We start from the raw sequence: 26,813 nt of genomic DNA, 5'->3' as shown, positions 1-26,813 counted from the left end.
CAATTAAACAATCGGAAAGAATATGAAAATCAAAAATATATTAGCCATCCTCTCCCTCGGTATGGTCAGCTGCGTAGGCCTTGAGCAATACCCGACGACCTCCTATACCGACGAGACTTTCTGGACAATCGAGGACAATGTCCGCACGGCCCTGTACCTGGGGTACAACCAGTGCTGGCACCAAGACTACTATTTCGCCAATAACCTGCTGTCGGACGACGTGTACGGCAGCCGCCACTCGACGAACGAAACCAGCATCGTAACGGGTATGGCCAATACCTCGAACGGCCGCTTCTCGGACGAATGGGACAAGTGCTACCAGGAACTGCGTACGATCCACACGGCGCTCGACGCCCAGGATCGCATGAATATCGACGAGACCTTCAAGACGCGCATGCTTGCAGAACTCCGTCTTATGCGTGCCTTCACCTACCTGCGCCTGGTAACGTGGTTCGGCGACGTGCCGTTCTTCACGACCAACCCGACGCTCCCCGAATCGCGCGTGGTCAAGGTAACACCCGCCGCCACGATCAAGGAGTTCATCCACTCGGAACTTGCCGAGGTGGCCGAGATACTGCCGAAAAACACGGATATTCCGGAATCTGAAAACGGACGTTACACCCGCGGTACAGCCGTGGCGCTCAATGCACGTGCATACCTTTATGACAACGATTTCGAGAACTGCGCCATCTGGTGCGACAAGCTGATCAATTCGACGGAGTACGGCACCTACGCACTCGAACAGGACTACAAGAAACTTTTCCATGACCAGTCGTGCTGCTACGGCCCCGAGTCGATCATGACGATCGAATTCGCCACGCTCGGAGGCATTGACAACATCGTCAGATCCTGGAACAATTTCAATGCTTTCGTTCCCCAGTCCATCGGTAACAAGGGTGTAACCACCCAGTCGCCGACGCAGGAACTGGTCGATACCTACCGCAAACTCGACGGCAGCGTCGCCGATGACACGGACTACGAGAAGCGCGACAAGCGTTTCGAAGCAACCATCGCCTACAACAACTGCACCGTGGATATTCCGGAAGCAAAAACCCTGAGTCTGGCTGGCTCGGAAGGCACGGGTAAAGGCACTTACCAGGTCTTTACGAAGGCATCGGACGAGAGCCAAACCAGCGACAAGCAGCACCGTTTCGACTCGTACAACGGCACGCAGGATCGCACGGCTACGGGGTATTATACCCTGAAAAACTACAATGCCGACATGGTCGACAGCAAGGGCAACACCTACAAATCACTCATGGAAATCCGCTACGCCGACGTGCTGCTGATGTATGCCGAATCGATGAACGAACAGAGTAAAATGACGTCCGACATCTGGGACAAGACGATCAAGCCGCTGCGCGAGCGAGCCGGATTCGACGCCGCATACTGCTCCTATCCGGGCAGCAGCGACCTGCGCCAGGTTATCCGCGACGAGCGCCGCGTGGAGCTGGCCCTCGAAGGCCGCCGTGTATTCGACCTGCGCCGCTGGGCGCTGCTCGACAATCCGTCGCTCAAGAGCACGGGAGCCGCATACCTCACGACCCGCGCTACGGGTGCCCCCTTCCTCGACGATGGCAGTAACATCCAGTGCCAGAATGCCTACAACATGAAATACTGGTTCCCCATTCCGCAGAAGGAGCGTGACATCAACGCCAACCTGCCGCAGAACCCGGGATGGTAACAGCCAAGTTGTAAAGGAGATTAACTAACCAATCAAGAAAAACACATGAAAACCATATTGAAAAATATCATGTTGTTCGCCGCAGGAGCCCTCACCCTCGGGTTTACCGCCTGTGAGGAGGATGGCCAGGATCTGAATTTCAATATTCAGCCCGGCAACGAGCTCTACGCACCCGCGGACAATGCATCGGTCAATCTGGATCAGGGATTGAATACCAGTTTCGAATGGGCACCTTCCGTTGCCGAAGACGGCGGATACATCACTTACGAAGTGCTGTTCGACAAAGCGGACGGCGATTTCTCGGCACCGCTTGCCGTTAAGAACAGCCAGATGACCGGCTCCAAAGCCTCGCTGAGCATCTCGGCCAAAGAGCTGAACGAAGTGGCTGCCCTGGCGGGAATCGAGAATGCCAAGACCGGGCAGCTCAAATGGACGGTACGTGCCGGCAAGGGTTTGTTCGCCCAGACCTACACGCAGGCCAATGTGCTCACCGTTTCACGTATCAACCTGGTCGACCCGCTGCCGACGGCCGTTATGCTGAAGGGTGAAGCCGTGGAGGATGCCGCAGGCATCAAGCTGATCCCGGCGTACCTCGACGGCAAAGCAGTCGGTTCGGGTGTATACGAATGCTTCACGAAAATCTCGGAGGGCGAATTCACCGTAGTCGACGAACTGGATCGCTACTACTCGCTCAAGAGCAACGGCCGCATCAAGCATATCGTCGACGGCTCTTCGACCGCCAACACGCTGAAGGCCGGCATCTACTGGATCAAGATCGACTTCAGTGCGATGACCTACACCGCAGTTCAGGTCAGCATGATCGAATACTATGCCGCATCGTGGGCAGACAACTCGATGTCGACCGTCTACAAGACCCTCACCTACAAAGGGAAAGGCGTATGGGAGCTGCTCGACTACGATAACGAAATATCCGTCAACTCTTCCAACGATACGCGCCACCGCTTCAACATGACGACTGCCGACGGCAACAAATGGTTCCTCGGAACGACGTCCTCGCTGGGATCTTCCTACACGACCGACTATCTGAGGGTGTACATCTATACTTTCAACGATAACGATAAGGACTGGAACAAGACCTATAATTTCCTCGTTTCGGATTGCGGCCGTGATTTCGACTGCTACCTATACCTGAACGGAGACAACAAGGCAGGCGGATTCTGGCACGAATACATCTTCAAATAGCAACAAGATACCGGACGGTTCCTCCCTCCGGGGAGGGGCCACCCGGAACCTTTGCCGCGCAGTACGCAAGGCGGCACGCGCGGAAAGCTATTCGAAGCACGGATTCAGACACGGAACCGGAAACAAAACAGTATTGAATAAAAATTAAAATCAACCTATAAATTATGAGAAAATCTCTATTCAGATGGACTGTTGCCATGCTGACCCTTTCCGCAGCAGCCGTCTCGGGCGCCTGCTCGGAACAAGAATACGAGGATCTTACCAAGCCGGAAAAAGTAACGGGGAACACCCAGTACGCGCCCTACACGATCGATTGGACTGAGGCTGCGGACTCCTGCTCCACGGCTTTCATCGAGCGCTTCTACTGCAGTGAAAACCGCAATGGCTACGAAGGCGTGTTCTCGTACAGGGAATACAATGCGACCGGTAGTGCCAATTCCAACAACTACTGGCAGCAGGCACACGCCATGGCTGCCATGGTAGAGTACTACAACCGTATCAAGGCGACCGATGCCGAGGAGAAAGCCCGTATCGAGGGCTATTTCCAGAAATGGTACGATAAGCGCGGCAACAACTACGAAGGCAATCAGAACTGGCGCGGTTCGACGGGTTTCGGCAACGATTTCACCGACGACACCTGCTGGATCATTATCGCCTTGTTCCAGATGTACGACGCAACCGGCAACCAAACCTATTACGATGCAGCCAAACAGACCTGGGACGAGTGCGTATGGCCCCGTCACGAGTTGACGCAGTCCGGCTGGCTGCCTTGGAAATGGTCGGATCTGGGGCCCAACGAGTGCACGAACGGCCCTGCAGCCATCGCAGCCGCGACCCTGGCACAGTACAGCCGCGCAGCAGGCAACGAAGAGGCTGCCCAGGAATACATCGACCAGGCCTGCACCTGCTTCGATCAGAACATCGACGCGATGGCATCCGACGGCACGCTGGGTTCGACCCCGCTGAGCTACACGCAGGGTACCTGCATGGAAGCCGGCCGTCTGATCTGGAAACTGACCGGCGACACGGGCTACCTGCGCAAGGCCATCCAGGCGGGCCGCGGCCAGATGACCTCAACCCGCATGAACGAAGTTTACAACTATGAAATGGTATCGCGCGACGAGGGTACGGACGAGAACAACTCGATCTTCCACGCCGTGATGTTCCACTGGTTCACGCGCATGATCCTCGACACGGAAGTCGACTCGTTCGACGGCAAAATCCGCAAGGAGCTCTACGATTATCTCTATCGTCATGCCTCCTACTACTGGGCGACGATCGACAAGACGCCGGAAGGCTGGCCCGAGGCTTACTTCGGTGTGAAGTGCTACCAGCCCCGCTCGTCGATGAACGGCGACGTAGGCGGTTCGCTGGGTGCATATACCAGTGCTGCGCAGGCGATCGAATCCATGTGGATGATCAAGGATGTCAAGTTCTAACCCGTCAAAACCAACCGATTTATGAAGAAGATTATCATGATGCTGGTCGCCGGAGCCATGGCATGTGGCCTGGCCGCCTGCAGCGACGACGATACGACGCCTTCGGGCAATATCACCCCCGCGGATCAGCTTTACCTGCCGCGCAATAATGCGACGATCATGCTGGAGACCGGCAACACCACCCACTTCGAATGGGCGGTTTCCAAAGCGAGCAAGAACGGCTATATCACCTACGAACTGCTGTTCGACAAAGTAGACGGGGACTTCAGCCAGCCGCTTTATGTCCTCACCAGCGACAACAACGGTTACGAACCCTCGGCCAAGGTCGCAAGTTCTACTTTAAATACGGTCGCCACACTCGCAGGTGCAGACCTGGGCGAAACCGCCACCGTCAAATGGACGGTACGCGCCTGGTGCGGCCTCAACTCGGAGATTTACGGCAGCGAAGCCGGCGTACGCACGGTATCTCTCACCCGTATCAATTCCGTAGACCCGATGCCTTCGGAGATCAAGATTTCCGGAGGAATCACCGAGGAACAGAAGGAGCTCACCCTGTTCGCTGCCAGCGTCATCCACACGGCGAAAGGCAAGTACACGGATCAGCGCGAGGCCGGGGCTTACGAAATCTTTACGAAACTGACTGCCGGCGAACTGGTTATCACCGACGACCTCAACCGCCATTTCAGACTGGCCGAGAAGAACAGACTGGAACTCGTCAAGGACAACGAAGCGACGACTGCCGTAACTGTCGAACACGACGGCATTTACTGGCTCTACGTGAACTTCTCCAACATGACCTATAAGTTCAAGGAAATCTCGAAGGTCGAGCTCTTCATTTCCAACCCGGGCAACAAGGCCGAACTCACGTACGAAGGCAACGGCGTATGGGGCATTATGGACTACGCATGGAACGTCAAAGAGGGCGGTAACACGGACTCCCGCCACAAGTTCATCTGTACCTATGCCGACGGCTCGTCCGAGTTCTGGGGACATTTCGAAGACGACTGCCATGACTCGGAGAAGTCCGAGGCTGAAAAGAATCCGCTGTTCTACAACATTTTCCGCCATACATTCAACAACCAGTGGGATAACACTTGGAAAGTGAATGAAAAGGAAAGGGAAGGCTACGGAAAGAAAGTTTCGTTCTGGGTTCATATGAACAATACGGATGACGACCTCTTCCTGCTGGAGCGTTCGCTCGGAGTACCCCTCGCAGTCAACATGCAGGGTTCCGCCACCGAGAACCAGGAAGCCATCGCCCTGAACAAAGCCCTGCCTGTTTTGGTTGCGAAGGGAAGTGACGATCTGAATGTCGGCCGTGAAGCGAGCATTTTCGAATGCTTCACGCAATTGTCTTCGGGTGATTTCAGCATTACCGACGACAAAGGCCGCTACTACAAGCTCGACGCAAGCAACATGACCTTCGCCATCGCTGAAAACCCGGCAACGAACACCGTTTCGAAAGCCGGTATCTACTGGGTCGCCCTGGATTTCAACACCATGACCTACAAGATGCGCGAAATCGAGAAAGTGGAACTCTGGAACAAGCCCTGGTTCGGACATGATGTACCCGATACGGCAGAGATGACCTATCAGGGGCAGGGCGAATGGAGTATTTCCGATTATGCATGGGTCGTTTCGCATGAAGACGGAAGAAAGGACACCCGCTACTATTTCATCTGCACCTATGTCGACGGCTTCAAGGAGCGTTGGGCGTATTACAGCGACGACTGCCGGGAGCCCCAGAACAGCAACCCCGGAAATTATCCGAATTTCTACAATATCTACCGCTTCGACCACTCGAAGTTGGAAGAATGGGATGATTCATGGAAAACGCTGAACGACTCGGAAGGCGTAGGCAAAAAGGCGACGTTCCATATCTACATGAACAATACGTACGCTGCAGACTACAAGCACACGCGCTCGTTCAAATAACAGCACAAACCGATAAGGATAGCATCCTTATACAGAAAAGAAACGGTCGACAGAAACAGTCGGCCGTTTCTTTTTACAGTATCCCCGGTCAAACGAGCTATCCGGATAAATATATTACTTTTGCACCTATGAAACCATCCGAAGAACTGAAGGCCTACATCGAGGCCGAGATCATTCCCCGCTACGGGGCGTTCGATGCGGCACACCGCACCGACCATGTGCGCACGGTCATTGCGCAGAGCCTCGTGCTTGCCGGGCATTACGAGGTGGATGCCGACATGGTCTACGCGATCGCAGCCTACCACGACACGGGGCTGGCATACGGACGGGAGTCGCACCATATCCGCTCGGCCGAAATACTCCTCGCCGACACCTTCATGCGGCAGCGGTTCACAGAGGAACAGATGGCCGTGATGCGCGACGCCATCGAAGACCACCGGGCCTCGTCCGACCACGCCCCGCGCACGATTTACGGACGGATCGTAGCCGAGGCTGACCGCTGCATCGATCCCGAAACCGTAATCCGCCGCACGATACAATACGGGCTGGCACACTACCCTGCGCTCAGCCGCGAGGGGCAGTCCGACCGTTGCGTGGAACACCTGCAACGGAAATATGCCGAAGGCGGTTACCTGCGGCTCTGGATACCCGAATCGGACAACGCCCGCAAACTGGCGGAACTGCGTGCGCTGATTCGCGACACGGCACGGCTGCGCGAAGCCTTCGGGCGGATTTACGAAGAGATATACCGGAGCTGATCCCCGGGGACGGAATACCGTATTACGATTCCGGAAACAGCAGGCATCGGGTACGAAACCCCACCTGTAACGGCACACAGCAAGGCAAAACGAAGAGAGAAAGGAAGAGACCCATACCGGCGGATCCCTTCAAACGCAATATTCCCCGAAGACCTCAGCAGATCTCCGGGGAATATTTTACATGCGGCTGCCCGCAAAGGTTATTCGGCATCGTGCGGAAAATATTTCATATACTGCACGCGCTGGTACACGTCGCTTTCGGCGTTGCCGTAATCCATCCTGCCGCGGAACTCGCCCAGCGACTCGAAACCGTGGCGCTCGGCCCACTGGTCGATGAACCGGTTGATGTCGGCAATGACCCCGAAGCCCTTCTCGTGGATCGCCGAGCAGACCTGCACCGCATTGGCACCGCACAACAATGCCTTGACGGCAGCCTCGCCGTCGTGCACGCCCGTCGATACGGCGACATCGAGCTGCGGCAGGGCCGTAGAGCAAAGCGCCACGCTGCGCAGGACATTGCGCAATTCCGCAGGTTCGCTGAACGGGTTGCCGTTGACGAACGCCATGCGCTCCACGTCGATATCGGGTTCGAAGAAGCGGTTGAACAACACCACACCCCGCGCCCCGCGCGCCAGCAGAGAATCGGCGACGGCAAGCACATTGGTCAGGCGCATCGGCAGTTTCACCGACACCGGGATCTTCACGGCAGCCGCCACGCGGCGCACGACATCGGCGTAGTCCTGCTCCAACTCCTGCGCCGTACGGTGGCGGTCGGTCGGTTGCAGGAAGATGTTCAGTTCCAGGGCTGCGGCCCCCGCAGCCTCCATGGCCACGGCGTAGTCCGTCCATCCGTCATCCGCCGCGATGCAGTTGATGCTGGCGATGACGGGTACCCCTGTCGTACGGGCATCGGAGACGAGTTTGAGAAACTCACCCTTATACGCATCGCCGAGGTAACGTTCGAGGTATTCACCCGAATCGCCCATGCCCTGCGACGGATAGTCCAGCGCGGCGGCATGACGGATGATCTGCTCCTCGAAGATGGATTTCAGGACGACAGCGCCCGCGCCGTTCGCTACGCATTGTCCGATATTGGCCACAGTCGCCGTATAGGGCGAACTGCTGACCACGACGGGACTCGAAAGGTCGAGTCCGAGGTATTTTGCTTTCATATCACAGAATTACATTAATTTTCAAAACATTCCCGAACCGGGCAGGCCGGAGTGCAATCCGGCCGGGCAGGTTAAACGAACGGGATCTTCACCACCTCGGCACGCAGGGGCTTCTCGCGGATAACGACGGCGATTTCCGTGCCCGGCTTGGCGTATTCGGGCTTCACGTAGCCCAGGCCGAAGCCAACCTTCAGGCAGGGCGACATCGTACCCGACGTAACATGGCCGATCTCCCCGCCACCGGCCGCAGCGATCGTGTAACCGTGACGCGGGATTCCGCGGTCGATCATCCGGAACCCGACAAGCTTGCGCGTAACCCCCTCGGCCTTTTGTTTTTCCATCAGCGCCCGGTCGATAAAATCCTTTCCTTCGGCGAATTTGGTAATCCAGCCCAGGCCGCCTTCGATGGGCGATGTGGTGTCGTCGATGTCGTTGCCGTAGAGGCAGAAGCCTTTTTCCAGGCGCAGCGTATCGCGGGCCCCGAGGCCGATGTTCTTCAGCCCGTACTCCCCGCCGGCCTCCCAGAGCGCCTTCCAGAGTTTGTCGCCGTCCTCGTTGGCCGCATAGATCTCGCAGCCGCCCGATCCGGTATAACCCGTAATCGAAAGGATGGCATCACAGCCGGCGACCTTCATCTTTTTAAAGGTATAGTATTCCATATCCTCGACCGGCTCCGCGCACATTTTCTGCACGACCTTCATCGCCAGGGGCCCCTGTACGGCCAGCTGGCAGATTTCGTCCGAAGCGTTGTAAAGCTCCTTGCCGTGGCCGGCCTCCATGCCGAACGCCCGGCCCTGCTCGCAGATGTGCTTCCAGTCCTTTTCGATATTGGCGGCGTTGACACAGAGCATATAGGTTTCGGCATCGACACGGTAGACGAGGATGTCGTCCACGATGCCGCCGTGCCCGTTGGGCATACACGAATACTGCACCTTGCCGTCGAAGAGTTTCGACACGTCGTTGGTAGTGATGCGTTGCAGCAGGTCGAGCGCCTTGGGGCCCTTGACCCAGATTTCGCCCATGTGGCTCACGTCGAAGACACCGGCGCCGTTGCGTACGGCCATGTGCTCGTCGTTGATCCCCGTGAACTCGATCGGCATATTATATCCCGCGAATTCGGCCATCTTGGCCCCCGCGGCAATGTGGTACTTGGTAAATGCTGTGGTTTTCATATAGGTACGGTTTTAGGTTTTACTCGCGGCGTTTCACCCCCAGGCGCGGACAGCGGTGGAACTCCTTCGTCCGGTCGAAGAGGTAACGGTAGGTGGTGTGTATCTTATGGCGCGTAGCGCAGACATAAGTCTCGATCATACGGTTCATTACGGGGTTGAAATCGCCGATCCAGGCCAGCTCGAGTGTCTTGTAGCGGCTCTGCGTCTCCATCATGAAGTGCCAGTAACGCGCCATGATGGCCGACTCCACACCCTTGCCGTGGAATTCGGGGGCGATGCCGAAGATGATGCCGAAGATACGGTCGCAGGATTTACGGACTTTCAGCTCCCACATCAGGCGGAGCTTCTGGATCAGCCCGAATTTGCCGTTGAACTTCCCGATGATGCGGTTCAGGTCGGGCACGGTGATGAAGAACCCGATCGGTTCGTCGTTGAAATAGGCGAAAAAGATGATGTCGGGGTCGATAATCGGCTTCATAGCCTTCATCATCTGCATCGCTTCCTCCTGCGCCATGGGTCTGACACCCGAAAAGAGCGCCCACGCCTTGTTGTAAACCAGCCGGAAATTCTCGGCGGCGTCCTCCAGGTTGTTCATGTCGATATTCTCGACATGATACCCCGGCGTAGAGAGGAGCCTTTCGGCGCGGTCGAAAATCCGTTCGCTGGCCTCCGAGACATTGGCACGCCAGATAAAGCTGTGCTGGTTGAAATAGTTTTTGAAGCCGTAATTCTCGAACAGCTCCTTATAATAAGGCGGGTTATAGGGATTCTTGTAGAGCGGCTGGAATTCGTAGCCTTCGACCAGCAGTCCCCACCAGTCGCGCCGCTGCCCGAAGTTGATCGGCCCGTCCATCGCCTCCATGCCGCGGCTGGCGAGCCACATGCGCGAAGCATCGAACATCATGTCGGCGACCTGCTGGTCGTCGATCGCCTCGAAGAAGCCGCAGCCGCCCGTGGGCTGTTCCTCGATGGCCGCCTTTTCGCGGTTGTAAAACGCCGCGATACGCCCCACGACCTCGCCGGCCTTGTTGCGCACCACCCAGCGGACGGCTTCACCGTCGGCGAAAAGTTCGTTTTGTGCCGGATCGAAGACCTCGGTTATGTCCTGATCCAGCGGGCAGACCCAGTTGCGGTTGCCCTTGTAAATCTTCTTGGGTAAATCGAGCCATTCACGCTCCTGTGCGGAGGTTGTGACTTCCTGAAGGATATATTTGTCCGTATTCATTGCGAATCGTTTTTTTATCAGAACAAAGATAGAAATAAAAAACGAAAATCGCGCAGGCCCTGCCGGAAAGTCGCTGACAGGCAAAAGAAAGCCCCTGTAAATAAACCCCGTTCCGCTTGCGCGCGATGAAAAATATGCCTACATTTGTTTGTTATTGCGTCTTCAAATCCCACTACACCATGACGACATCCAGCTACAATGAATTCGGATGGCGCGACGCCCAGCCGATGTTCTACCACAAACTGCTCGGCAAATACATCGAGCGGTTACTGCCCACGGACGGTTCGCCGATTCTGGATGTAGGCTGCGGAAACGGTTACTTCGCCAATTACCTGGCTGGGAAAGGCTATTGCGTCTACGGCATCGACGCATCCGAACAAGGCATAGCGATCGCCAACAGGATGAAGGGAGGGGGAAATTCGAACCGGTTTTTCGTCTGTGATGTAACCTCGGGCAAACTCCCGCCCGAACTGCGCGGCATTCCCTTCAAAACAGTGATTTCGATGGAAGTCATCGAACACCTCTACCAACCGCGGGCATTCGTATTGTTCATCCGCAGCATCCTCGAAGCCAGCGGCGGAGGCCAGTTCATCGTCACCACGCCCTACCACGGCTACCTGAAGAACCTCACCATCGCCTTGGCCAACAAAATGGATCACCACCTGAGCGCCCTGTGGGAAGGCGGCCACATCAAGTTCTGGTCGCGCCGGACACTCGCCATCCTGCTCAGGGAGGCGGGATACCATCACCTGGCCTTCACGGGCGCCGGACGCATACCCTACCTCTGGCGCCACATGGTTTTCAGCGCCAGGGTCTGAACCCGGACGCCCCCGGCAACACCCCTCGTCCGCCGGCAATACCTGCCGGCGGAAAGTTTCTTTTTCCCAGTTGGCGATTTTTTCCTATTTTTGTTGAAATAAACGAAGTCGCGATGAACAAGAATCTCGAAGAATACCTGCCGGACGGGAACAAGGCCCAGTACCGGTTCATGAAATACCGAATCCACAAGATCCTGCTGGTCTGCTGCAGCTACGACGGGTATATCCTCGAGGAGGACGGACACATCGAATCGCAGATCAACCAGGAATACCTCGACCTGAACATGTCGAACCCGCCGTCGTTCACGCGCGTGAGCTCCACACGCGAAGCGTTGGAGCTGCTCGGCCGCGACGACTCGTTCGACTTCATCCTGACGATGTACAACGTCGGGGAGCTGGACGTATTCTCGTTTGCCAAGATCGTCAAGGAACGCCACGCCCAGATCCCGGTCGCGCTGCTCACCTCCTTCTCGAAGGACATCTACCGCCGTTTGGAGGAGCAGGATCGCTCGGGGCTCGACTACATCTTCGGCTGGCACGGCAATACCGACCTGATCATGGCCATCATCAAGCTGGTCGAGGATAAAATGAACGCCGAGGAGGACATCACCGACGGCGGCGTGCAGGCCATCCTGCTCGTCGAGGACTCGATACGTTTCTACTCGACCTACCTGCCCGAGCTCTACAAGCTGATCCTGCTGCAGAACACCGAATTCCTCAAGGACGCCTTCAACGAGCAACAGCAGATTCTGCGCAAGCGTGCCCGGCCGAAAATCCTGCTGGCCACCAATTACGAGGAGGCCGTGGAACTCTACGACCGTTACAAGAAGAACATCCTGGGCGTGATCTCCGACGTTGGGTTCGTGTTGCACCGCAACGACCCGCCCGAGAGCGAGAAACGCGACGCGGGCATCGACCTCTGCCGCCGCATCAAGGCCGACAACCCGCTGATGCCCGTCCTGCTGCAATCGTCGCAGACCGAGTTCGAGGTACAGGCCCGCCAGCTCGGAGCGGGGTTCATCGCCAAGAATTCCAAAACGCTGCTCACGCAGTTGCACGAATATATCGACAAGGAGTTCGCCTTCGGCGAATTCCTCTTCAAAGACCCCGACACGGGTGCCGTCATCGGCAAGGCCAAAGACCTGGTGCAGATGCAGGAGATGATCGCCACGATCCCCGACAAGGCATTCGAATATCACACGTCGCAAAACCACCTTTCGAAATGGCTCTATTCCCGGGGGCTGTTCCCGCTGGCGGCGGCGATCCGCCGGGGCAACAAGAGCCAGTTCGCTTCGACCCAGGAACATCGCCAGCGCATCGTCAACCTCATCAAGGATTACCGCACGCTGCTCGGCCAGGGCGTAGTAGCGCGTTTCGACCCGGAAACTTACAGCGACGCGGTGGCCTTCGCACGCATCGGCGAGGGCTCGCTCGGCGGCAAGGCCCGCGGGCTGGCCTTCATGAATTCGATGATCCTCAAGCACCGGCTCTACGACAAGCACGCCAACGTGCGCATCATGATTCCCCGCTCGGTGGTCATCGCCACGGACTATTTCGACGACTTCATCCGCCTCAACGGCCTCAAATACATCATTTCGCAGGAGTTCTCGGACGAGGAGATACTCTCGGAATTCGTCAGTTCGACGGTTCCGGCCAAGTTGCAGCAGGAGCTGAAGGCCTACATCCAGACCGTCCGCACGCCGCTGGCCGTACGTTCGTCGTCGAAGTTGGAAGATTCGCACTACCAGCCCTTCGCAGGCATCTATTCCACCTACATGATCCCCTACGTGGACAACGGGGATCAGATGCTCCGACTGCTGCTCAAGGCTGTCAAGAGCGTCTACGCCTCGGTCTATTTCGCCACGTCGAGGGCTTACCTCTCCTCGTCGCAAAACCTGATCTCGGAGGAAAAAATGGCCGTCATCATCCAGGAGGTATGCGGCACCGAGCAGGACGGCCTCTTCTTCCCGACCTTCTCGGGCGTGGCCCGGTCGATCAACTACTACCCCATCGGCGACGAGGCCCCGGCCGACGGCGTCTGCAACATCGCCATGGGGCTGGGCAAACTGGTCGTCGACGGCGACCGTACGCTGCGCTTCTCGCCCCGCTACCCGCAGAAGGTACTCCAGACCTCGACCCCCGAACTGGCGCTGCGCGACACGCAGAACGAAGTGCTGGCGCTGAGCCTCAAGCCCGAAGAGTTCCGCACGTCGATCGACGACGCGGTGAACCTGCACAGGCTGGACATCGCACAGATCGCCGGCCTGCGCAACGCACGGTTCGTCTGCTCGGTATGGGATCGGGAGAACGAACGCATCTCGGACAGCCCGTTCGACCGGGGACGCAAAGTAATCACATTCAACAACATACTAAAATACAACACCTTCCCGCTCGCGGACATCATCGGCGATATCCTGAGGCTGGGGGCCGAGGAGATGCGCTGCCCCGTAGAGGTCGAATTCGCCGTCAATATGGACGTACAGGCCGGAGAACAACAGATATTCAACCTGCTCCAGATCCGCCCGATCATCGACAACCAGGACAACCGCCCGATCGACTGGAGCAAGGTGGACGTTTCCGACGCGCTGGTATACGGCCAGAACGCGCTCGGGATCGGCATGATGGGCGACATCGCGGACATCATCTACATCAAGGGCGACACGTTCGACTCGCTCTCGACCGAAAAGATCGCCGAAGAGCTGCTCGAATTCAACAACCGTATGCAGGATGAAAAACGCTCCTACATCCTCGTCGGCCCCGGCCGCTGGGGCTCTTCCGACCCGTTTCTGGGCGTCCCCGTGAAATGGAACCACATCTCGGAAGCGAAGGTGATCGTCGAATGCGGCATCGAGAAGTTCGAGGTCGAACCGTCGCAGGGCACGCATTTTTTCCAGAACGTCACCTCGCTGGGCGTGGGTTACCTGACGATCAATCCCTTCCGCGGCGACGGTATTTTCCGCGAAGGGGAACTCGACGGCCGCCGCGCGGTCTACGAAGGGACGTTCCTGCGGCAGGTGCGCTTCGAAAAACCCCTGTGGGTCTGCATCGACGGGCGCTCGAACAAGGGTATCGTCAAGGAAGAGGGCGATAAATAATAATTCCGCGGAAAAATTCGTCCCGAAGTTACAATTTATAAGAAATAATATTATATTTGTAATAAAGAAACAACCTTTTAAAACTTCAGGCAATATGGACGTAAACAAATTGATGGCGGAACTTGAGCGCAAGCACCCCGGCGAAAGCGAATACCTGCAAGCCGTGCGCGAAGTTCTCATGACGGTAGAGGAGGCTTACAACCAGCATCCGGAATTCGAGGCCAACCGCATTGCAGAACGCATCGTGGAGCCTGACCGTATCTTCACCTTCAAGGTGGTCTGGGTCGATGACAAGGGCGATGTCCAGGTCAACCTCGGGTACCGCATCCAGTTCAACAACGCAATCGGCCCCTACAAGGGCGGCCTGCGTTTCCATCCCTCGGTGAATCCCTCGATCCTGAAATTCCTCGGTTTCGAGCAGATTTTCAAGAATGCGCTGACGACGCTGCCCATGGGCGGTGCCAAAGGCGGCTCGGATTTCAACCCCAAGGGCAAATCCGACCGTGAGGTAATGCGTTTCTGCCAGGCCTTCATGGTCGAGCTGTGGCGCCATATCGGCCCCGAGACCGACGTCCCGGCGGGCGACATCGGCGTGGGCGGCCGCGAAATCGGATACCTCTACGGCATGTACCGTAAACTGGCACGCGAGAACACGGGCGTACTGACCGGCAAGGGCATGACCTACGGCGGTTCGCTGATCCGTCCCGAGGCCACGGGGTTCGGTGCTGTTTATTTCCTGCGCCAGATGCTCGAAAAAGCCGGCATGGACATCAAGGGCCAGACCATCGCCATCTCGGGCTTCGGCAACGTGGCATGGGGCGCTGCGACGAAGGCTACGGAGCTGGGCGCCAAGGTGGTGACAATTTCGGGCCCCGACGGCTACATCTACGACCCCGCAGGCCTCGACGCCGAAAAGATCGCCTATATGCTCCACCTCCGCGCATCGAACAACGACGTCGTGGAACCCTATGCCAAGAAATTCCCCGGTTCGCAGTTCTTCGCGGGCAAGAAACCGTGGGAGGTCAAGGTCGACATCGCCATGCCGTGCGCCACGCAGAACGAGCTCGACGGCGAGGATGCCCGCAAACTGCTGGCCAACGGCGTGAAGGTCGTGGCAGAAGTTTCGAACATGGGCTGCCGTCCCGAGGCTATCGACGCATTCATCGCGGCGAAGATTCCCTATGGCCCGGGCAAGGCCGTGAACGCCGGCGGCGTCGCCACGTCGGGTCTGGAAATGACGCAGAACGCCCAGAAACTCAACTGGACGGCCGAGGAGGTCGATGCCAAGCTGCACCAGATCATGTCGTCGATCCACCACGCATGCCTCGAATACGGCACCGAGAAGGACGGTTACATCAACTATATGAAGGGCGCCAATATCGCCGGCTTCATGAAGGTTGCCAAGTCGATGGTCGAACAGGGTGTCCTGTAAAAACCGACCGTAATACACAGAGAAGCGGGCTCCCGGAAAGAGGGGCCCGCTTTTTATTCGGGGACGGGATCCTGAAACCGGGGACTCCCTCCTAAAATACGGCACATGCAGCCAGTGAAAACGTCAGCATATGCAACCGCTGGCGGGAATCCTTCGCAAAAGGCGGCGCCATGTCGTAGTCGGTCGAGAAGCGGATCCCGAAATTCCGGGAGGCAAGGTAGGTGGAAGAGATGCCGGTCGCGAGCACAAAGCCGCCACGATCACCCAATTTCTGCAAATCCGTGTTACACGATTTATAGTATCCGTACCCGCCGAGCAGTTTCGACCCGACCAGCCACCGGACGGAAAGCGGATAGGACAGGTAAAGGCCGGCAGCCGCCGAGCCGCTCTCCAGATTATCGTCCTGCGGCACACCATTGACGGTCATCTCGAGGTTCGTCACGGCAAAACGCCCGCCCACGCCGACATAGGGCGAGGCGAACCATGCCCCCTGCGCCCCGACCGTAGGCCCGGCCTTGAACGAAGTCCTCATCCCCGGGTACGGCAAATAGGAGCCGGGCGAAGTGGTCACACCGACCGTAAAACTGAGGAACGAAGGCCGGCGGAAGCGGTCGTACACGAGTTGGGTCTCGCCGACATGCAGCCCTTTGTCCTTGAATATCAGGTCTGCGAGGAAATAGCCAAACTCCGTGGCGAGGATACCGATACCGGCGCCGACCATCACGTCGCTCATCCAGTGGCGGTTATTGAGCTGGCGCGTAACGCCGGTGACCGTCGCCACGGTATAGGCCCCGATGCTGTACCACGGGCTGCGGTGCCCGTACTCCTTGTGGAGCATCGTCGCCGTCATGAAAACCGTGGCCGTATGCCCCGAGGGAAACGAATTGCGGGTAGAGCCGTCGGGACGCATCACACGGAACGAATATTTCAGCGAATTGACCGCTGCGGCCATCAGCCCCACCGAGAACGCATCCGAGACGAGCATGCGGCCCCAGGAGCTGCGCCCCTTGACGCCGAAAGCCTTCAAGCCGAGCATCACGGCAGCGGGTGCATATTGCAGGTAGTCGTCGTAATCGTGGTGGAACGACTTTACGTAGCCGTTGCGCAGTCGCCGGAAATCGGTGTCGTAAACCGACATCACGGCACCGCCCACGATCAGCGGAGCCGCAATGAAGGTCATGCGGTAGCCCTTCGTGGAGGTGCGCCGGTCGATATAACGGGCGAAACCGCCCTCATCGGCAGCCGGGACAAGACAAACCTTCCCGAGGCTGTCTGTGATTTGTGCCGATACGGTGACAGACGCAACCACCGCCAGCAAGCAGCAACAAAAGAATTTCTTCATATGTGGGATCGGGGTGGGTCAACGCTTGCGGCCTATGGCCCGGACGATCTCGCCGCCGATTGCAATCAGCGACGTACTGCCGATGATGACTGCCCACTCCCGCCATGCCAGCGGTTCGGTTCGGAAAACCTCGCCGCCGAATTCGACGATGAGTACCTGCCCCACGGCGATGGCCAACAGGATCAGGAAGAATTCACGGCACCCGCGCAGGCAGGAAAAGACCGAATGGCGTGTTTCGAAACCCTTGGCGTTGAACATATTCCAGAATTGCAGGAATACGAACGTCGAGAAGAAGACCGTCAGCTGGCGCACGGTCAGCCCGCCGGTCGTGATCGTCCACCAGAACAGCATGCCCAGCAATACCGCGACCATGATAATGCCGCACGTGAAAAGCGTGCGCGCCATGGCGCGCGTAATGATGAATTCATTGCGCGGACGGGGTTTTTCGAGCATCACCTCGGGGTTCGGCGGCAGCGAGGCCATGGCCATCGCGGCGAAGGTATCCATGATGATGTTCACCCACAGGATTTGCACCACCGTAAGCGGCATGTCCGTACCGAACACGGCACCGACGAAGCAGATCAGGATCGCCGCGAAGTTGATCGTGAGCTGGAACAGTACGAAACGCTGGATATTGCGGTATAGCGAGCGTCCCCACATCACAGCCGTGGCGATCGAAGCGAACGAGTCGTCGAGCAGCGTGATATCGCTGGCATCCTTGGCCACCGACGTCCCGGAACCCATCGAAAGCCCGACATTGGCGAAATTCAGCGCCGGGGCGTCGTTCGTACCGTCGCCCGTGACGGCCACCACCTCGCCGCACTGTTGCAACAGGCGCACGAGCCGCTGTTTGTCGAGCGGCCGGGCACGCGACATGATCTTCAGTTCCTGTACGCGGCCGAGCAGCTCCTCGTCGCTCATCGCGGCGAATTCCGTACCGGTCATGTGGTTGCGGTCGGTATCCCGGGCGTCGTTCCACAGGCCGATCTGGCGGGCGATCTCACGCGCCGTAGCCGGGGTGTCGCCCGTGACGATCTTGACGTCGATCCCCGCCTTCAGGCAACGCCCGACGGCTTCGGGGACATCCTCGCGCACGGGGTCGGAAATCGCTGCGACGCCCGCAAAATGAAGCTGCGCCGCGGCGACAGCCCGCTGACAATCGTCCTCGGCCGTCTCAGCCCATGCCACGGCCAGCGTACGCATCGCCCGCCCCTGGAACCCGAGCAGCTGTTCCGCCACCTGCTCGTCTTTCCCGTCCGGCGCACACATCGCACGCACGATTTCGGGCGCACCCTTCACGCAAACGATCCGGCGGCCCGAAATACCGCTCTGGATAATCGTCGCCATATACTTGCGCTCGGTGGAGAAGGTCAGCCGGTCGACGATCTTCGCGCCCGCACGCAGAGGTTCGTAGTCCTCGCCCTGCGCGTGCAGCCATTCGAGCAGCGCCCCTTCGGTCGGATTGCCGATCACGGCACCCGAAACATCGAGGAAGGCCGTCGAATTGGCGGCTACGATCTCGGCGAAATCGTGCATCGGCAGCGCGTCGTAGCGCACCAACTCCTGCACGTGCATCCGGTTCTGAGTCAGCGTACCGGTCTTGTCGGTACAAATCACCGTCACCGCCCCCATCGTTTCGCAGGCATGCATGCGCCGCACGAGGTTATTGGTCTTGAGCATCCGCCGCATGGACATGGCCAGCGACAGCGTAATGCTCATGGGCAACCCTTCGGGAACGGCCATCACGATGATCGCCACCGAAACCATGAAGATGTGCAGCACGTGCTGCGAGATGGCGAGCCAGTCGCCTTCGAGCAACCCGTTGATGAAGATCGCCTTGCCGAGCATGACGCAGAAAATAGCGATGGAAAGCACGATGCCTGCACGGCCGATCAGTTTCGAAAGGCGTGTCAGCTGGCGGTTGAGCGGCGTCTGCTCTTCGCTCTGGACGGTCGCCTGTTCGGTAACGCGCCCGGCTTCGGTCGCATCGCCCACGGCCGTCGAGACCATCACGCCGTAACCGTCGGCGACCGTAGTGCCGCGCAGCACGACGTTCGACGGATAGGTGGCATCGGGGTCGAAATGCGCCTCGTCCACCGTTTTGTCAACTTCCAGTTCGCCCGTGAGCGTGGATTCGTTGATCCTCAGCGACACGGCCTCGACCAACTCGCCGTCGACAGGCACCGTCTCGCCGCTCTCGATGTAGACCACGTCCCCGACCACGACGTCGCGGCGCGGGACTTCGTGCATCGCACCGTCGCGCATCACCTTGACCGGAATATCGTCGTTGACCTGGTTCAGCCGCCGGAAACGCCGCATGGCATCCCACTCGAACCAGAAACCGACGCAAGTGGCTAAAATAATCGCACAGATAATACCGATGGACTCGGTGAAATCCTTATGCACGAAACCGATGGCGAGCGAGAGCACCGCAGCCAGCAGAAGGATGCGGATGATCGGGTCGCGGAACTTATCGGCCAGCAGTTTACATACCGAATCGTCCTTCGGCGGCGTAATGACATTGTCGCCGTGCTGCCGTCTGCTCTCGGCGACCTCGTTCGGAGACAAACCCCGGGGATTGTAACGGATCATGTGTGTCAGAATTTATTATTCAGGGAGAATTGCCGCGTCGACGCATCGAGCCGTACGGCAATGAACAACAGTATTGTAAAGGCAATGAGCGACGAGCCGCCATAGCTCATGAACGGCAGCGGGATCCCCATGACGGGCATCAGCCCGATGGTCATCCCCACGTTCACCAGCACATGGAACAGCAGGATGGCCGCCACGCAATAGCAGTAAATGCGGCCGAAAGGTTCCTGCTGCCGCTCGCCCATGCGCATCAGGCGCAGGATCAGCAGGCACAGCAGCGCCAGCACGACCATCGTCCCCACAAAGCCCCACTCTTCGCCCACGGTACAGAAGATGAAGTCGGTATGCCGCTCGGGCACGAACCCGTACTTGATCTGCGTACCCTGCAGAAAGCCCTTTCCCAGAAAGCCGCCGGAGCCGATGGCGATCTTCGACTGGTTGACGTTGTAGTCCGTCCCCAGCGGGTCGCTGATGATGCCCAGGAAGCTCAGGATACGGTCTTGCTGGTGGGGTTTGAGGATCGAATTGAAAATATAGTTGGTCGTAGGCAGGAAAACCACCGTGCAAAGGAACAGCCCGACCGTAATGAAGATATTGTTCAGGTTGGTGCGGTAGGCATAAACCACCACCCAGACCAGCGACAGCAGCGTCACGGTCAAGAGGCAGGCATGCAGATCCATGAAGCCCGGCGCGACAAGCCCCATCGCCATGCAGAGCAGGATGCTCCCCAGGGCCAGTGCGGCAAGGTAAACGAGGCATTGGCGCCAGTGGCCGTTCATCATCGCCTGCGAAAGGGTGCAGACCAGAATGATCGACACGAGCATCGTCATGGGCGAAAGCAGGAACGAGAAGATGAACAGCGCGGCGATCAGCAGCGCCGGGATGCAGAGCCACTTGTTGAGCCCTTCGCGGTAGAGCACGAAGAGGAACGACCCGAGCACGATGCCCGAACCGGTATCGTTCTGCAGGATGATGATAAACAGCGGGACGCAGATCACCATCCCGACCTTGAACAGGTCGCCCGGCCGGTTGATCGAGAACGAATAGGCGCTCATCACGCGGGCGAGCGCCAATGCCGTAGCGATCTTCACGAACTCGACCGGCTGCATGCGGAACGACCCGAACTCGAACCACGCCTTGGCTCCGTTGACCTCCCGGCCGAACAGCAACGCACCGACCAACAGCGCAAGGCCCGCGAAATAGGCCGGGTAAGCGAACATATGGTAAAACCGGTCGTCGAGCAACAGCACGACGACCGCCGTAGTCCATGCCACGCCGATCCACATCAGCTGTTTCATGTAGAAGTGCGAAAAGGAGAAGACATCGGCCGTACCCTCGTCGTACGAGGCCGAAGTGATCGACACCCACCCCGCCATCACGATCAGGACATAGAGCAGGACTGTCCAGAGGTCGACACCGTAGAAGATACTGTTATGGCGGTTAGCGGTCATACGCGGGGTAATTTATGGTCATGTTCCTGACATAATCCAGCAATACCGGGCGGCGGATCGTATCCGTCAGGTAATACTCTTCCAGCAGGCTGGCGATGGGCAGCGCCGCCGAGGCGCCGAACCCGCCGTTCTCGACATAGACCGAAATGGCGATCTTCGGGTTGTCCTTCGGTGCGAACGACAGGAAGGTCGAGTGGTCGCGCCCGCGGGGGTTCTCGGCCGTACCGGTCTTACCGCAGACATCGAGCCCTTCGAGCCGGGCCAGCATCGACGTGCCGCCGACGTTGACGCCCCGCCACATGCCCTCGACGATCGGCTCGAAATGCCTGGGGTCGACTTTCGTATAATGGCGCTCGTAGAAACGGCGGTCAAGCGAATCCCGCCCCTCGACCTTCTTGACGATATGCGGGATGTAGTAATAACCGCGGTTGGCGACGATGGCCGCGAGGTTGGCCAGCTGCAACGGCGTGCAGCCCAGCGCATCCTGCCCGATGGCGAGCGAAATGACCGTCAGCGAATTCCACGACCCGCGGTACTGGCGGTCGTACCAGCCCCGGTCGGGGACATACCCGTCGCGCTCGTCGAGGAAGTCGGAACCCAGCTTGCGGCCGAAACCGAAGCTCTCGACATACTCTTTCCAGGCATCGTACCCTTCCTTGACGTTCCCGTATTTGGGATTGTCCAGGATATCGCGGAAGACATAGCAGAAATAGGCATTGCAAGAAGTCGCCACGGCAAAACGCAGGTCGAGCGGCGAAGCGTGCGAATGGCACTTCATACGCCGTCGCCCCGCCTGGTAGCCCTCGTGGCAGACATGCAGATCCGACGGCCGGAGTACCCCTTCCTGCAAACCGATCAGGCCCTGCACCAGCTTGAAGGTCGAACCCGGCGGGTATTTGGCCCTCACGGCACGGTTATACAACGGCTGGCGTTTGTTGCCCAGCATCTTCATGTAATTGTTGCCGCGCTCGCGCCCCACCAGCTCGTCGGGATCGTACGTCGGCGAGGAAACCATCATCAGGATCTCCCCCGTGGAAGGTTCGATCGCCACGGCCGCCCCGACCTTGCCGCGCATGAGTTCTTCGCCCAGCAGTTGCAGGCGGGCGTCGATGGTGCTGACGATATATTTGCCGGGCTCGGGCAGCGAATCGTAAACGCCGTTCATGTAGGAGCCCTTGATGGCCCCGTGGGTGTCGATCTCCTGGATCTTCACCCCCTTCGTTCCCCTCAGCAACGGTTCGTAGGCCGACTCCACGCCGCCCATGCCCACATAATCGCCGATCTTATATTCGGGATTCCGCTTGAGGTAATCGGCATTCACCTCGCTCACATACCCCAGCAGGTTACCGCCGATTTTACGCGGATAACGGCGGACGGTGCGGTAAACCGTATAGAAACCGCGGAAATTGCACTCGTCGAAACGGAGTTTGTCCTCTTTCGAAATGTAGTTGGTCACGACGCGGGGCGCACGGGGGCGCATCCGGGCATTGGCCAGCTCTTTTTCGAGTTTCCCGCGCGAAAGCCCCAGCACGTCGCACATGCGCAGCGTATCGAACCCATGCTTGTCGATCTCGCTGTAAATCACCATCAGGTCGTAGCACTCGCGGCTCTGAACCAGGTATTCGCCGTTACGGTCGAACACCTCGCCGCGCGGCGGGTACTGCACCACATGGCGCAGCACATTGGCCTTGGCCAGTTCATTGTATTTCGAATCGACAAGCTGGATATAGGCCAGGCGGCCGGCGATCAGCAGGAAGATGAAAAGCACCACCCCCTGCAAGGTACGCATCCGCACGAAGCCCTCGGAACTTTTCATATGCGGACGGGGAGTTTGGCGGTGAAGATGCGGGCGATGACCCAGATGAAGGCCACCGACACGGCACCGCTCGCCACGGTACGCACGATCGTGCGCACGATATGCGCCCACGAAAGTGCTTCCAGCGAGAAAAATACGGCATGGTGCACCAGCACCAGCACGATCAGGTAATTCAGGAAGACCCGGTTCCCGAGCCGTCCGGTACTGGGGATGCCTCCCTCCCGAATATCGTCACGGGAGTACAGCAGCCCGAGCAGCGTCGGGCGGGCAAAGGCGATGAGCAGCGTGGCGATGGTGTTCACACCGGCAGCCCCCATGGCCAAGTCCATCGTAACACCCGTGGCCAGCCCCGACAACAGCAGCACGACAGGCGGCGTGTCGAGCGGCAGCAGGGCGATGAAAGCCACGTAGACAAGCGGATTGAGGTAAATGCTGATGGACAGGTTGTCGAAAAGGAAAACCTGCAAGAGCACCACAACGGCAAAGAGTGCGAGATATGGGAGCGTCTTGTGCATCTATCTGTTCTGTCGGGTATGTTGTTCTACTTTCTCACTGTTTTGCAATTCGCGCACCTCCGTGAGGTCGCGGTTCTCGACGAGGATCACGTCCGTCAGGCGCGTCATCTCGGCCGCCAGCCGCACGTGCACCCTGTAAGCCGTACGGGTCTCGTTCAGATGGGCACTCTCGACCCAGCCGATCAGCACGTCGGCCGGGAAATACTGCGAAAACCCGGTCGTCACGACCTCCTGCCCGGGTTGCGGGTCGGCATACTTGGACAACTCGTCCAGCACCACCGTATGCTGGTCGCCCCCGTCCCAGTAGATCGAGCCGAAATAATCGGAGCCGGCGAGCTTGCCGCTGGCCCGGAACGAGGTGTTGAGCACCGACATCGCCACGGCATAGCGCTCCGTGCAGTCGACGACATACCCCGCCATGGCCCCGTCGGACGACAGCACGGCCATCTCTTCGGCGACCCCGTCGCGGCGGCCGCGGTTGAGCACGATCAGGTTCTGTGCCCGGTTGACCGTATTGGACGTTACCGAAGCGGTCATGATGCGGTATTTCGAAACCCCGATATCCTGCATGTAGCCGTCGAGCCGGGCCGCGGTCTCGGCCTCTTCGTACATTGCCAGTTGTTCCTTCATCCGGGCGACATGCGCCAGCAGCTCACGGTTCTCGCGCCCGAGCGAAAAATAGTGCCGGACACCCGCGAACAGCCCGTGGACGCCCCCGACCAGTTGGTTGGAACGTGCCAGCAACCGTGCCTGGGTGTAGTAGGTCGAGTGGGCGTAATAGCTGATGGCTATTGCCTCGAGCACCACGAACAGCACCACGACATAGACGCTTCGGATAAACTCTAAGAGCTTGCGCAAGGTTTCTCGTTAATTTGAGATTGCGGACACTGGGCCCGCAATCCGTTTATGTGACTACACACTCCCGTCCCGGCAAAGCGGGGACAGGCCGCAACTATTTCATCAAGAATGAGAAGCGGTTGATATTCTTCAGTGCGATGCCCGTACCGCGCGCAATGGCGCGCAGCGGGTCTTCCGCGACGTGGAACGGAATGCCCGTCTTTTCGCCCAGGCGCCGGTCGAGCCCCTTGATCAGGGCGCCGCCGCCGGCCAGGTAGATACCGTTCTTCACAATGTCGGCATACAGCTCGGGGGGCATCGATTCGAGCACCTTCATCAGCGCCGCGTCGATCTTGGTGAGCGACTTCTCGAGCGCATAGGCGATCTCGCTGTAACTGAGCGAAACAGTCTGCGGCAAGGCCGTCAGCATGTTGGGCCCCGTGACCACGAAATCCTCGGGTTCCTCCTCCAGGTCGGAGACAGCGGCACCGATCGAACACTTGATGGCTTCGGCCGTGCGTTCGCCGATACGGATATTATGCTGCTGGCGGACATAGCTCTGGATGTCGTTGGTAAAGACGTCGCCGGCCGTATTGATCGACTCGGAGCAGACGATGCCGCCCAGCGAGATGCAGGCGATCTCCGACGTACCGCCGCCGATGTCGATGACCATGTTGCCTTCGGGCGCCTCGACGTCGAGGCCCGCACCCAGCGCCGCGGCCATCGGTTCGTAGATCATGTAGACTTCGCGGCCTCCGGCGTGCTCGGCCGAATCGCGCACGGCACGTATCTCGACGTTGGTCGATCCCGACGGGATGCAGATCACCATCCGCAGCGAGGGGGCGAAAAGGCTGCCCGAGGTCTTGACTTTCTTGATCATGCCGCGCAGCATCAGCTCCGTGGCATTGAAATCGGCGATCACGCCGTCCTTCAGCGGCCGGATCGTCTTGATGTTCGGGTTGGTCTTTTCGTGCATCTGGCGCGCCTGGTGGCCGATGGCGACCACCTTGCCCGTATGCACGTCGAGGGCCACGATCGACGGTTCGTCGACAACGACCTTGCCGTTATAGATTATCAGCGTGTTGGCCGTTCCGAGGTCTATGGCCAGCTCCTGTGTCAGTGAAAAAAGTCCCATAATGTCACACCCAACTATTATTTTTCCTAATCATTTTATAATCAACTCCATAAACCCCTCCCCGCCCGAACCGGCGCGAAAAGGTTACATATCCGGACAAAGGTAGCAAAAAGCGAGGGATATTTTTACATTTTTTTATTATTTTTTTTGATTACATTTGTCCTGCGAAACAATCGATCCGCACATGGAATATAAAATCGGAAATGAGACCCGCTGCGCCGTGATAGGCTACGGCAGCTGGGCAACGGCCATCGTGGGACTGCTCACGGCCAACGAAACCCGCGTAGGCTGGTATGTCCGCAATCCCGAAGTGCTCGAAGGGCTGCTCACCGAAGGCCGCAACCCCCGGTACCTGAGCGACATGGAGTTCGACCGCGACCGCATCGCCCCCTCCGACGACCTGGACGGGATCGTCCGCGAAGCCGACATCCTCATCCTGGCCACCCCCTCGGCCTACCTCAAGACCTTCCTCGAACCGCTGACCGTTTCGCTCAAGGACAAGTTCGTCGTTTCGGCCATCAAGGGCATCGTCCCGGGCGACTACAAGACCATCGTCGAGTATATCCACGACCATTACGGGCTGTCCTACAAACAGATAGGCATATTCACGGGCCCGTCGCACGCCGAGGAGGTTTCGCGCGGAAAGCTTTCCTACCTGACGGTCGTCTGCACCGATCCCGGAAACGCACGGTCGTTAGGCGCAAAATTCGCCACGGACTACATACACCTGAGCTACTCCACCGACCTTTACGGCATCGAATATGCCGCCATCCTGAAGAACATCTACGCCCTGTCGGTCGGCATCGCCGTGGGACTGGGCTACGGAGACAACTTCCTGGCGGTGCTGATCGCCAACAGCGCGGGCGAGATGCGCCGTTTCCTGGAGGAGAGTTACCCCGCGGAACGCGACACGCTCGTATCGGGCTACCTGGGCGACCTGCTGGTGACCTGCTACTCGGTATACAGCCGCAACCGGCGGCTGGGACTTCTGATCGGCCACGGATGCACGGTCAAAAGCGCCCTCAACGAAATGACGATGGTGGCGGAAGGCTACTTCGCGGCCGACTGCATCCGCTACATCAACGCCCGCCACAAGGTCGACATGCCGATCGCCGACATGGTCTACAAAGTCCTTTACGAAGGCGCATCGGCCCGCAAGTGCATGAAAGAACTGACAACCAAATTAATCTGA

The 26,813-nt window shown here is 58.4% G+C and carries 19 protein-coding genes; 9 read left to right on the top strand and 10 right to left on the bottom strand.

Annotated features, from left to right (window positions below; translation table 11 throughout):
* The first annotated feature begins 22 nt into the window (after window positions 1-22).
* The 5 genes from B3C38_RS02520 (at window position 23) to B3C38_RS02500 (ending at window position 7,019) form a co-directional block, all read left to right on the top strand.
* Complete coding sequence (locus B3C38_RS02520; protein WP_082426708.1) at window positions 23-1,684, top strand: RagB/SusD family nutrient uptake outer membrane protein; 1,662 nt, start codon at window positions 23-25, stop codon at window positions 1,682-1,684.
* A gap of 45 nt (window positions 1,685-1,729) precedes the next feature.
* Window positions 1,730-2,887, top strand: a complete 1,158-nt coding sequence (locus B3C38_RS02515) for a SusE domain-containing protein (protein WP_117507990.1) — start codon at window positions 1,730-1,732, stop codon at window positions 2,885-2,887.
* A 164-nt stretch (window positions 2,888-3,051) separates the two neighbouring features.
* Window positions 3,052-4,326 carry a glycoside hydrolase family 76 protein gene (locus tag B3C38_RS02510; RefSeq protein WP_022333714.1) on the top strand — a complete coding sequence of 425 codons (1,275 nt, stop codon included), beginning with the start codon at window positions 3,052-3,054 and terminating at the stop codon, window positions 4,324-4,326.
* Window positions 4,327-4,347: 21 nt separating this feature from the next.
* The gene (locus B3C38_RS02505; RefSeq protein WP_022333713.1) at window positions 4,348-6,261 is read left to right on the top strand and encodes a SusE domain-containing protein; all 1,914 of its coding nucleotides are present in this window, start codon (window positions 4,348-4,350) and stop codon (window positions 6,259-6,261) included.
* A gap of 128 nt (window positions 6,262-6,389) precedes the next feature.
* A complete protein-coding gene (locus tag B3C38_RS02500) occupies window positions 6,390-7,019 on the top strand; it encodes an HD domain-containing protein (RefSeq protein ID WP_022333712.1) in 630 nt (209 codons plus the stop codon).
* Window positions 7,020-7,219: 200 nt separating this feature from the next.
* Here the strand turns inward: B3C38_RS02500 and B3C38_RS02495 are convergent, their stop codons facing one another.
* The 3 genes from B3C38_RS02495 to B3C38_RS02485 all read right to left on the bottom strand — a co-directional run bounded on the left by B3C38_RS02495 (window position 7,220) and on the right by B3C38_RS02485 (window position 10,588).
* Window positions 7,220-8,191 carry a dihydroorotate dehydrogenase-like protein gene (locus B3C38_RS02495; RefSeq protein ID WP_022333711.1) on the bottom strand — a complete coding sequence of 324 codons (972 nt, stop codon included), beginning with the start codon at window positions 8,189-8,191 and terminating at the stop codon, window positions 7,220-7,222.
* A 71-nt stretch (window positions 8,192-8,262) separates the two neighbouring features.
* The gene (gene gcvT / locus B3C38_RS02490) at window positions 8,263-9,363 is read right to left on the bottom strand and encodes a glycine cleavage system aminomethyltransferase GcvT (RefSeq protein WP_022333710.1); all 1,101 of its coding nucleotides are present in this window, start codon (window positions 9,361-9,363) and stop codon (window positions 8,263-8,265) included.
* A 19-nt stretch (window positions 9,364-9,382) separates the two neighbouring features.
* Window positions 9,383-10,588, bottom strand: a complete 1,206-nt coding sequence (locus B3C38_RS02485; RefSeq protein ID WP_286725048.1) for a hypothetical protein — start codon at window positions 10,586-10,588, stop codon at window positions 9,383-9,385.
* 179 nt (window positions 10,589-10,767) lie between these two features.
* On the opposite strand from B3C38_RS02485, the gene B3C38_RS02480 reads away from it, so the two are divergent.
* From B3C38_RS02480 to gdhA, 3 genes are all read left to right on the top strand, one after another.
* Entirely contained in the window at window positions 10,768-11,406 is a 639-nt protein-coding gene (locus B3C38_RS02480; protein WP_286725047.1) for a class I SAM-dependent methyltransferase, read from the top strand.
* A gap of 113 nt (window positions 11,407-11,519) precedes the next feature.
* Window positions 11,520-14,501 carry a PEP/pyruvate-binding domain-containing protein gene (locus B3C38_RS02475; RefSeq protein WP_286725043.1) on the top strand — a complete coding sequence of 994 codons (2,982 nt, stop codon included), beginning with the start codon at window positions 11,520-11,522 and terminating at the stop codon, window positions 14,499-14,501.
* Window positions 14,502-14,595: 94 nt separating this feature from the next.
* Window positions 14,596-15,933 carry an NADP-specific glutamate dehydrogenase gene (gene gdhA, locus B3C38_RS02470; RefSeq protein ID WP_286725041.1) on the top strand — a complete coding sequence of 446 codons (1,338 nt, stop codon included), beginning with the start codon at window positions 14,596-14,598 and terminating at the stop codon, window positions 15,931-15,933.
* Window positions 15,934-16,024: 91 nt separating this feature from the next.
* On the opposite strand, the gene B3C38_RS02465 is transcribed toward gdhA, so the two are convergent.
* From B3C38_RS02465 to B3C38_RS02435, 7 genes are all read right to left on the bottom strand, one after another.
* Window positions 16,025-17,275 carry a phosphatase PAP2 family protein gene (locus tag B3C38_RS02465; RefSeq protein ID WP_117507975.1) on the bottom strand — a complete coding sequence of 417 codons (1,251 nt, stop codon included), beginning with the start codon at window positions 17,273-17,275 and terminating at the stop codon, window positions 16,025-16,027.
* Window positions 17,276-17,293: 18 nt separating this feature from the next.
* The gene (locus tag B3C38_RS02460; protein WP_286725038.1) at window positions 17,294-19,867 is read right to left on the bottom strand and encodes a calcium-translocating P-type ATPase, PMCA-type; all 2,574 of its coding nucleotides are present in this window, start codon (window positions 19,865-19,867) and stop codon (window positions 17,294-17,296) included.
* A 5-nt stretch (window positions 19,868-19,872) separates the two neighbouring features.
* Window positions 19,873-21,318, bottom strand: coding sequence for a rod shape-determining protein RodA (rodA, locus tag B3C38_RS02455; RefSeq protein WP_022333704.1), 1,446 nt, complete (start codon window positions 21,316-21,318; stop codon window positions 19,873-19,875).
* Window positions 21,308-23,134, bottom strand: coding sequence for a peptidoglycan D,D-transpeptidase FtsI family protein (locus tag B3C38_RS02450; protein ID WP_286725036.1), 1,827 nt, complete (start codon window positions 23,132-23,134; stop codon window positions 21,308-21,310). Before B3C38_RS02450 ends, rodA begins: the two co-directional genes overlap by 11 nt.
* Entirely contained in the window at window positions 23,131-23,649 is a 519-nt protein-coding gene (locus tag B3C38_RS02445; RefSeq protein WP_022333702.1) for a hypothetical protein, read from the bottom strand. The genes B3C38_RS02450 and B3C38_RS02445 overlap by 4 nt, the downstream gene beginning before the upstream one ends.
* A complete protein-coding gene (mreC, locus tag B3C38_RS02440) occupies window positions 23,650-24,507 on the bottom strand; it encodes a rod shape-determining protein MreC (protein WP_022333701.1) in 858 nt (285 codons plus the stop codon).
* Window positions 24,508-24,601: 94 nt separating this feature from the next.
* Complete coding sequence (locus B3C38_RS02435; RefSeq protein WP_018696759.1) at window positions 24,602-25,621, bottom strand: rod shape-determining protein; 1,020 nt, start codon at window positions 25,619-25,621, stop codon at window positions 24,602-24,604.
* Between the two features lie 184 nt (window positions 25,622-25,805).
* Here B3C38_RS02435 and B3C38_RS02430 point away from each other — a divergent pair, with 184 nt between their 5' ends.
* Window positions 25,806-26,813 carry an NAD(P)H-dependent glycerol-3-phosphate dehydrogenase gene (locus tag B3C38_RS02430; protein ID WP_286725028.1) on the top strand — a complete coding sequence of 336 codons (1,008 nt, stop codon included), beginning with the start codon at window positions 25,806-25,808 and terminating at the stop codon, window positions 26,811-26,813.

The organism is Alistipes sp. UBA1686 (assembly GCF_002320215.1).
Classification (GTDB): Bacteria; Bacteroidota; Bacteroidia; order Bacteroidales; family Rikenellaceae; genus Alistipes; species Alistipes onderdonkii.
This window is presented reverse-complemented; position numbering and strand designations above follow the sequence as displayed.

What these genes read in the sequence shown, in the direction of transcription:
- B3C38_RS02520 (WP_082426708.1), top strand. Translation starts at nt 23, where the DNA reads ATGAAAATCAAAAATATATTAGCCATCCTCTCCCTCGGTATGGTCAGC.
- B3C38_RS02515 (WP_117507990.1), top strand. Translation starts at nt 1,730, where the DNA reads ATGAAAACCATATTGAAAAATATCATGTTGTTCGCCGCAGGAGCCCTC.
- B3C38_RS02510 (WP_022333714.1), top strand. Translation starts at nt 3,052, where the DNA reads ATGAGAAAATCTCTATTCAGATGGACTGTTGCCATGCTGACCCTTTCC.
- B3C38_RS02505 (WP_022333713.1), top strand. Translation starts at nt 4,348, where the DNA reads ATGAAGAAGATTATCATGATGCTGGTCGCCGGAGCCATGGCATGTGGC.
- B3C38_RS02500 (WP_022333712.1), top strand. Translation starts at nt 6,390, where the DNA reads ATGAAACCATCCGAAGAACTGAAGGCCTACATCGAGGCCGAGATCATT.
- B3C38_RS02495 (WP_022333711.1), bottom strand. Translation starts at nt 8,191, where the DNA reads ATGAAAGCAAAATACCTCGGACTCGACCTTTCGAGTCCCGTCGTGGTC.
- gcvT (WP_022333710.1), bottom strand. Translation starts at nt 9,363, where the DNA reads ATGAAAACCACAGCATTTACCAAGTACCACATTGCCGCGGGGGCCAAG.
- B3C38_RS02485 (WP_286725048.1), bottom strand. Translation starts at nt 10,588, where the DNA reads ATGAATACGGACAAATATATCCTTCAGGAAGTCACAACCTCCGCACAG.
- B3C38_RS02480 (WP_286725047.1), top strand. Translation starts at nt 10,768, where the DNA reads ATGACGACATCCAGCTACAATGAATTCGGATGGCGCGACGCCCAGCCG.
- B3C38_RS02475 (WP_286725043.1), top strand. Translation starts at nt 11,520, where the DNA reads ATGAACAAGAATCTCGAAGAATACCTGCCGGACGGGAACAAGGCCCAG.
- gdhA (WP_286725041.1), top strand. Translation starts at nt 14,596, where the DNA reads ATGGACGTAAACAAATTGATGGCGGAACTTGAGCGCAAGCACCCCGGC.
- B3C38_RS02465 (WP_117507975.1), bottom strand. Translation starts at nt 17,275, where the DNA reads ATGAAGAAATTCTTTTGTTGCTGCTTGCTGGCGGTGGTTGCGTCTGTC.
- B3C38_RS02460 (WP_286725038.1), bottom strand. Translation starts at nt 19,867, where the DNA reads ATGATCCGTTACAATCCCCGGGGTTTGTCTCCGAACGAGGTCGCCGAG.
- rodA (WP_022333704.1), bottom strand. Translation starts at nt 21,318, where the DNA reads ATGACCGCTAACCGCCATAACAGTATCTTCTACGGTGTCGACCTCTGG.
- B3C38_RS02450 (WP_286725036.1), bottom strand. Translation starts at nt 23,134, where the DNA reads ATGAAAAGTTCCGAGGGCTTCGTGCGGATGCGTACCTTGCAGGGGGTG.
- B3C38_RS02445 (WP_022333702.1), bottom strand. Translation starts at nt 23,649, where the DNA reads ATGCACAAGACGCTCCCATATCTCGCACTCTTTGCCGTTGTGGTGCTC.
- B3C38_RS02435 (WP_018696759.1), bottom strand. Translation starts at nt 25,621, where the DNA reads ATGGGACTTTTTTCACTGACACAGGAGCTGGCCATAGACCTCGGAACG.
- B3C38_RS02430 (WP_286725028.1), top strand. Translation starts at nt 25,806, where the DNA reads ATGGAATATAAAATCGGAAATGAGACCCGCTGCGCCGTGATAGGCTAC.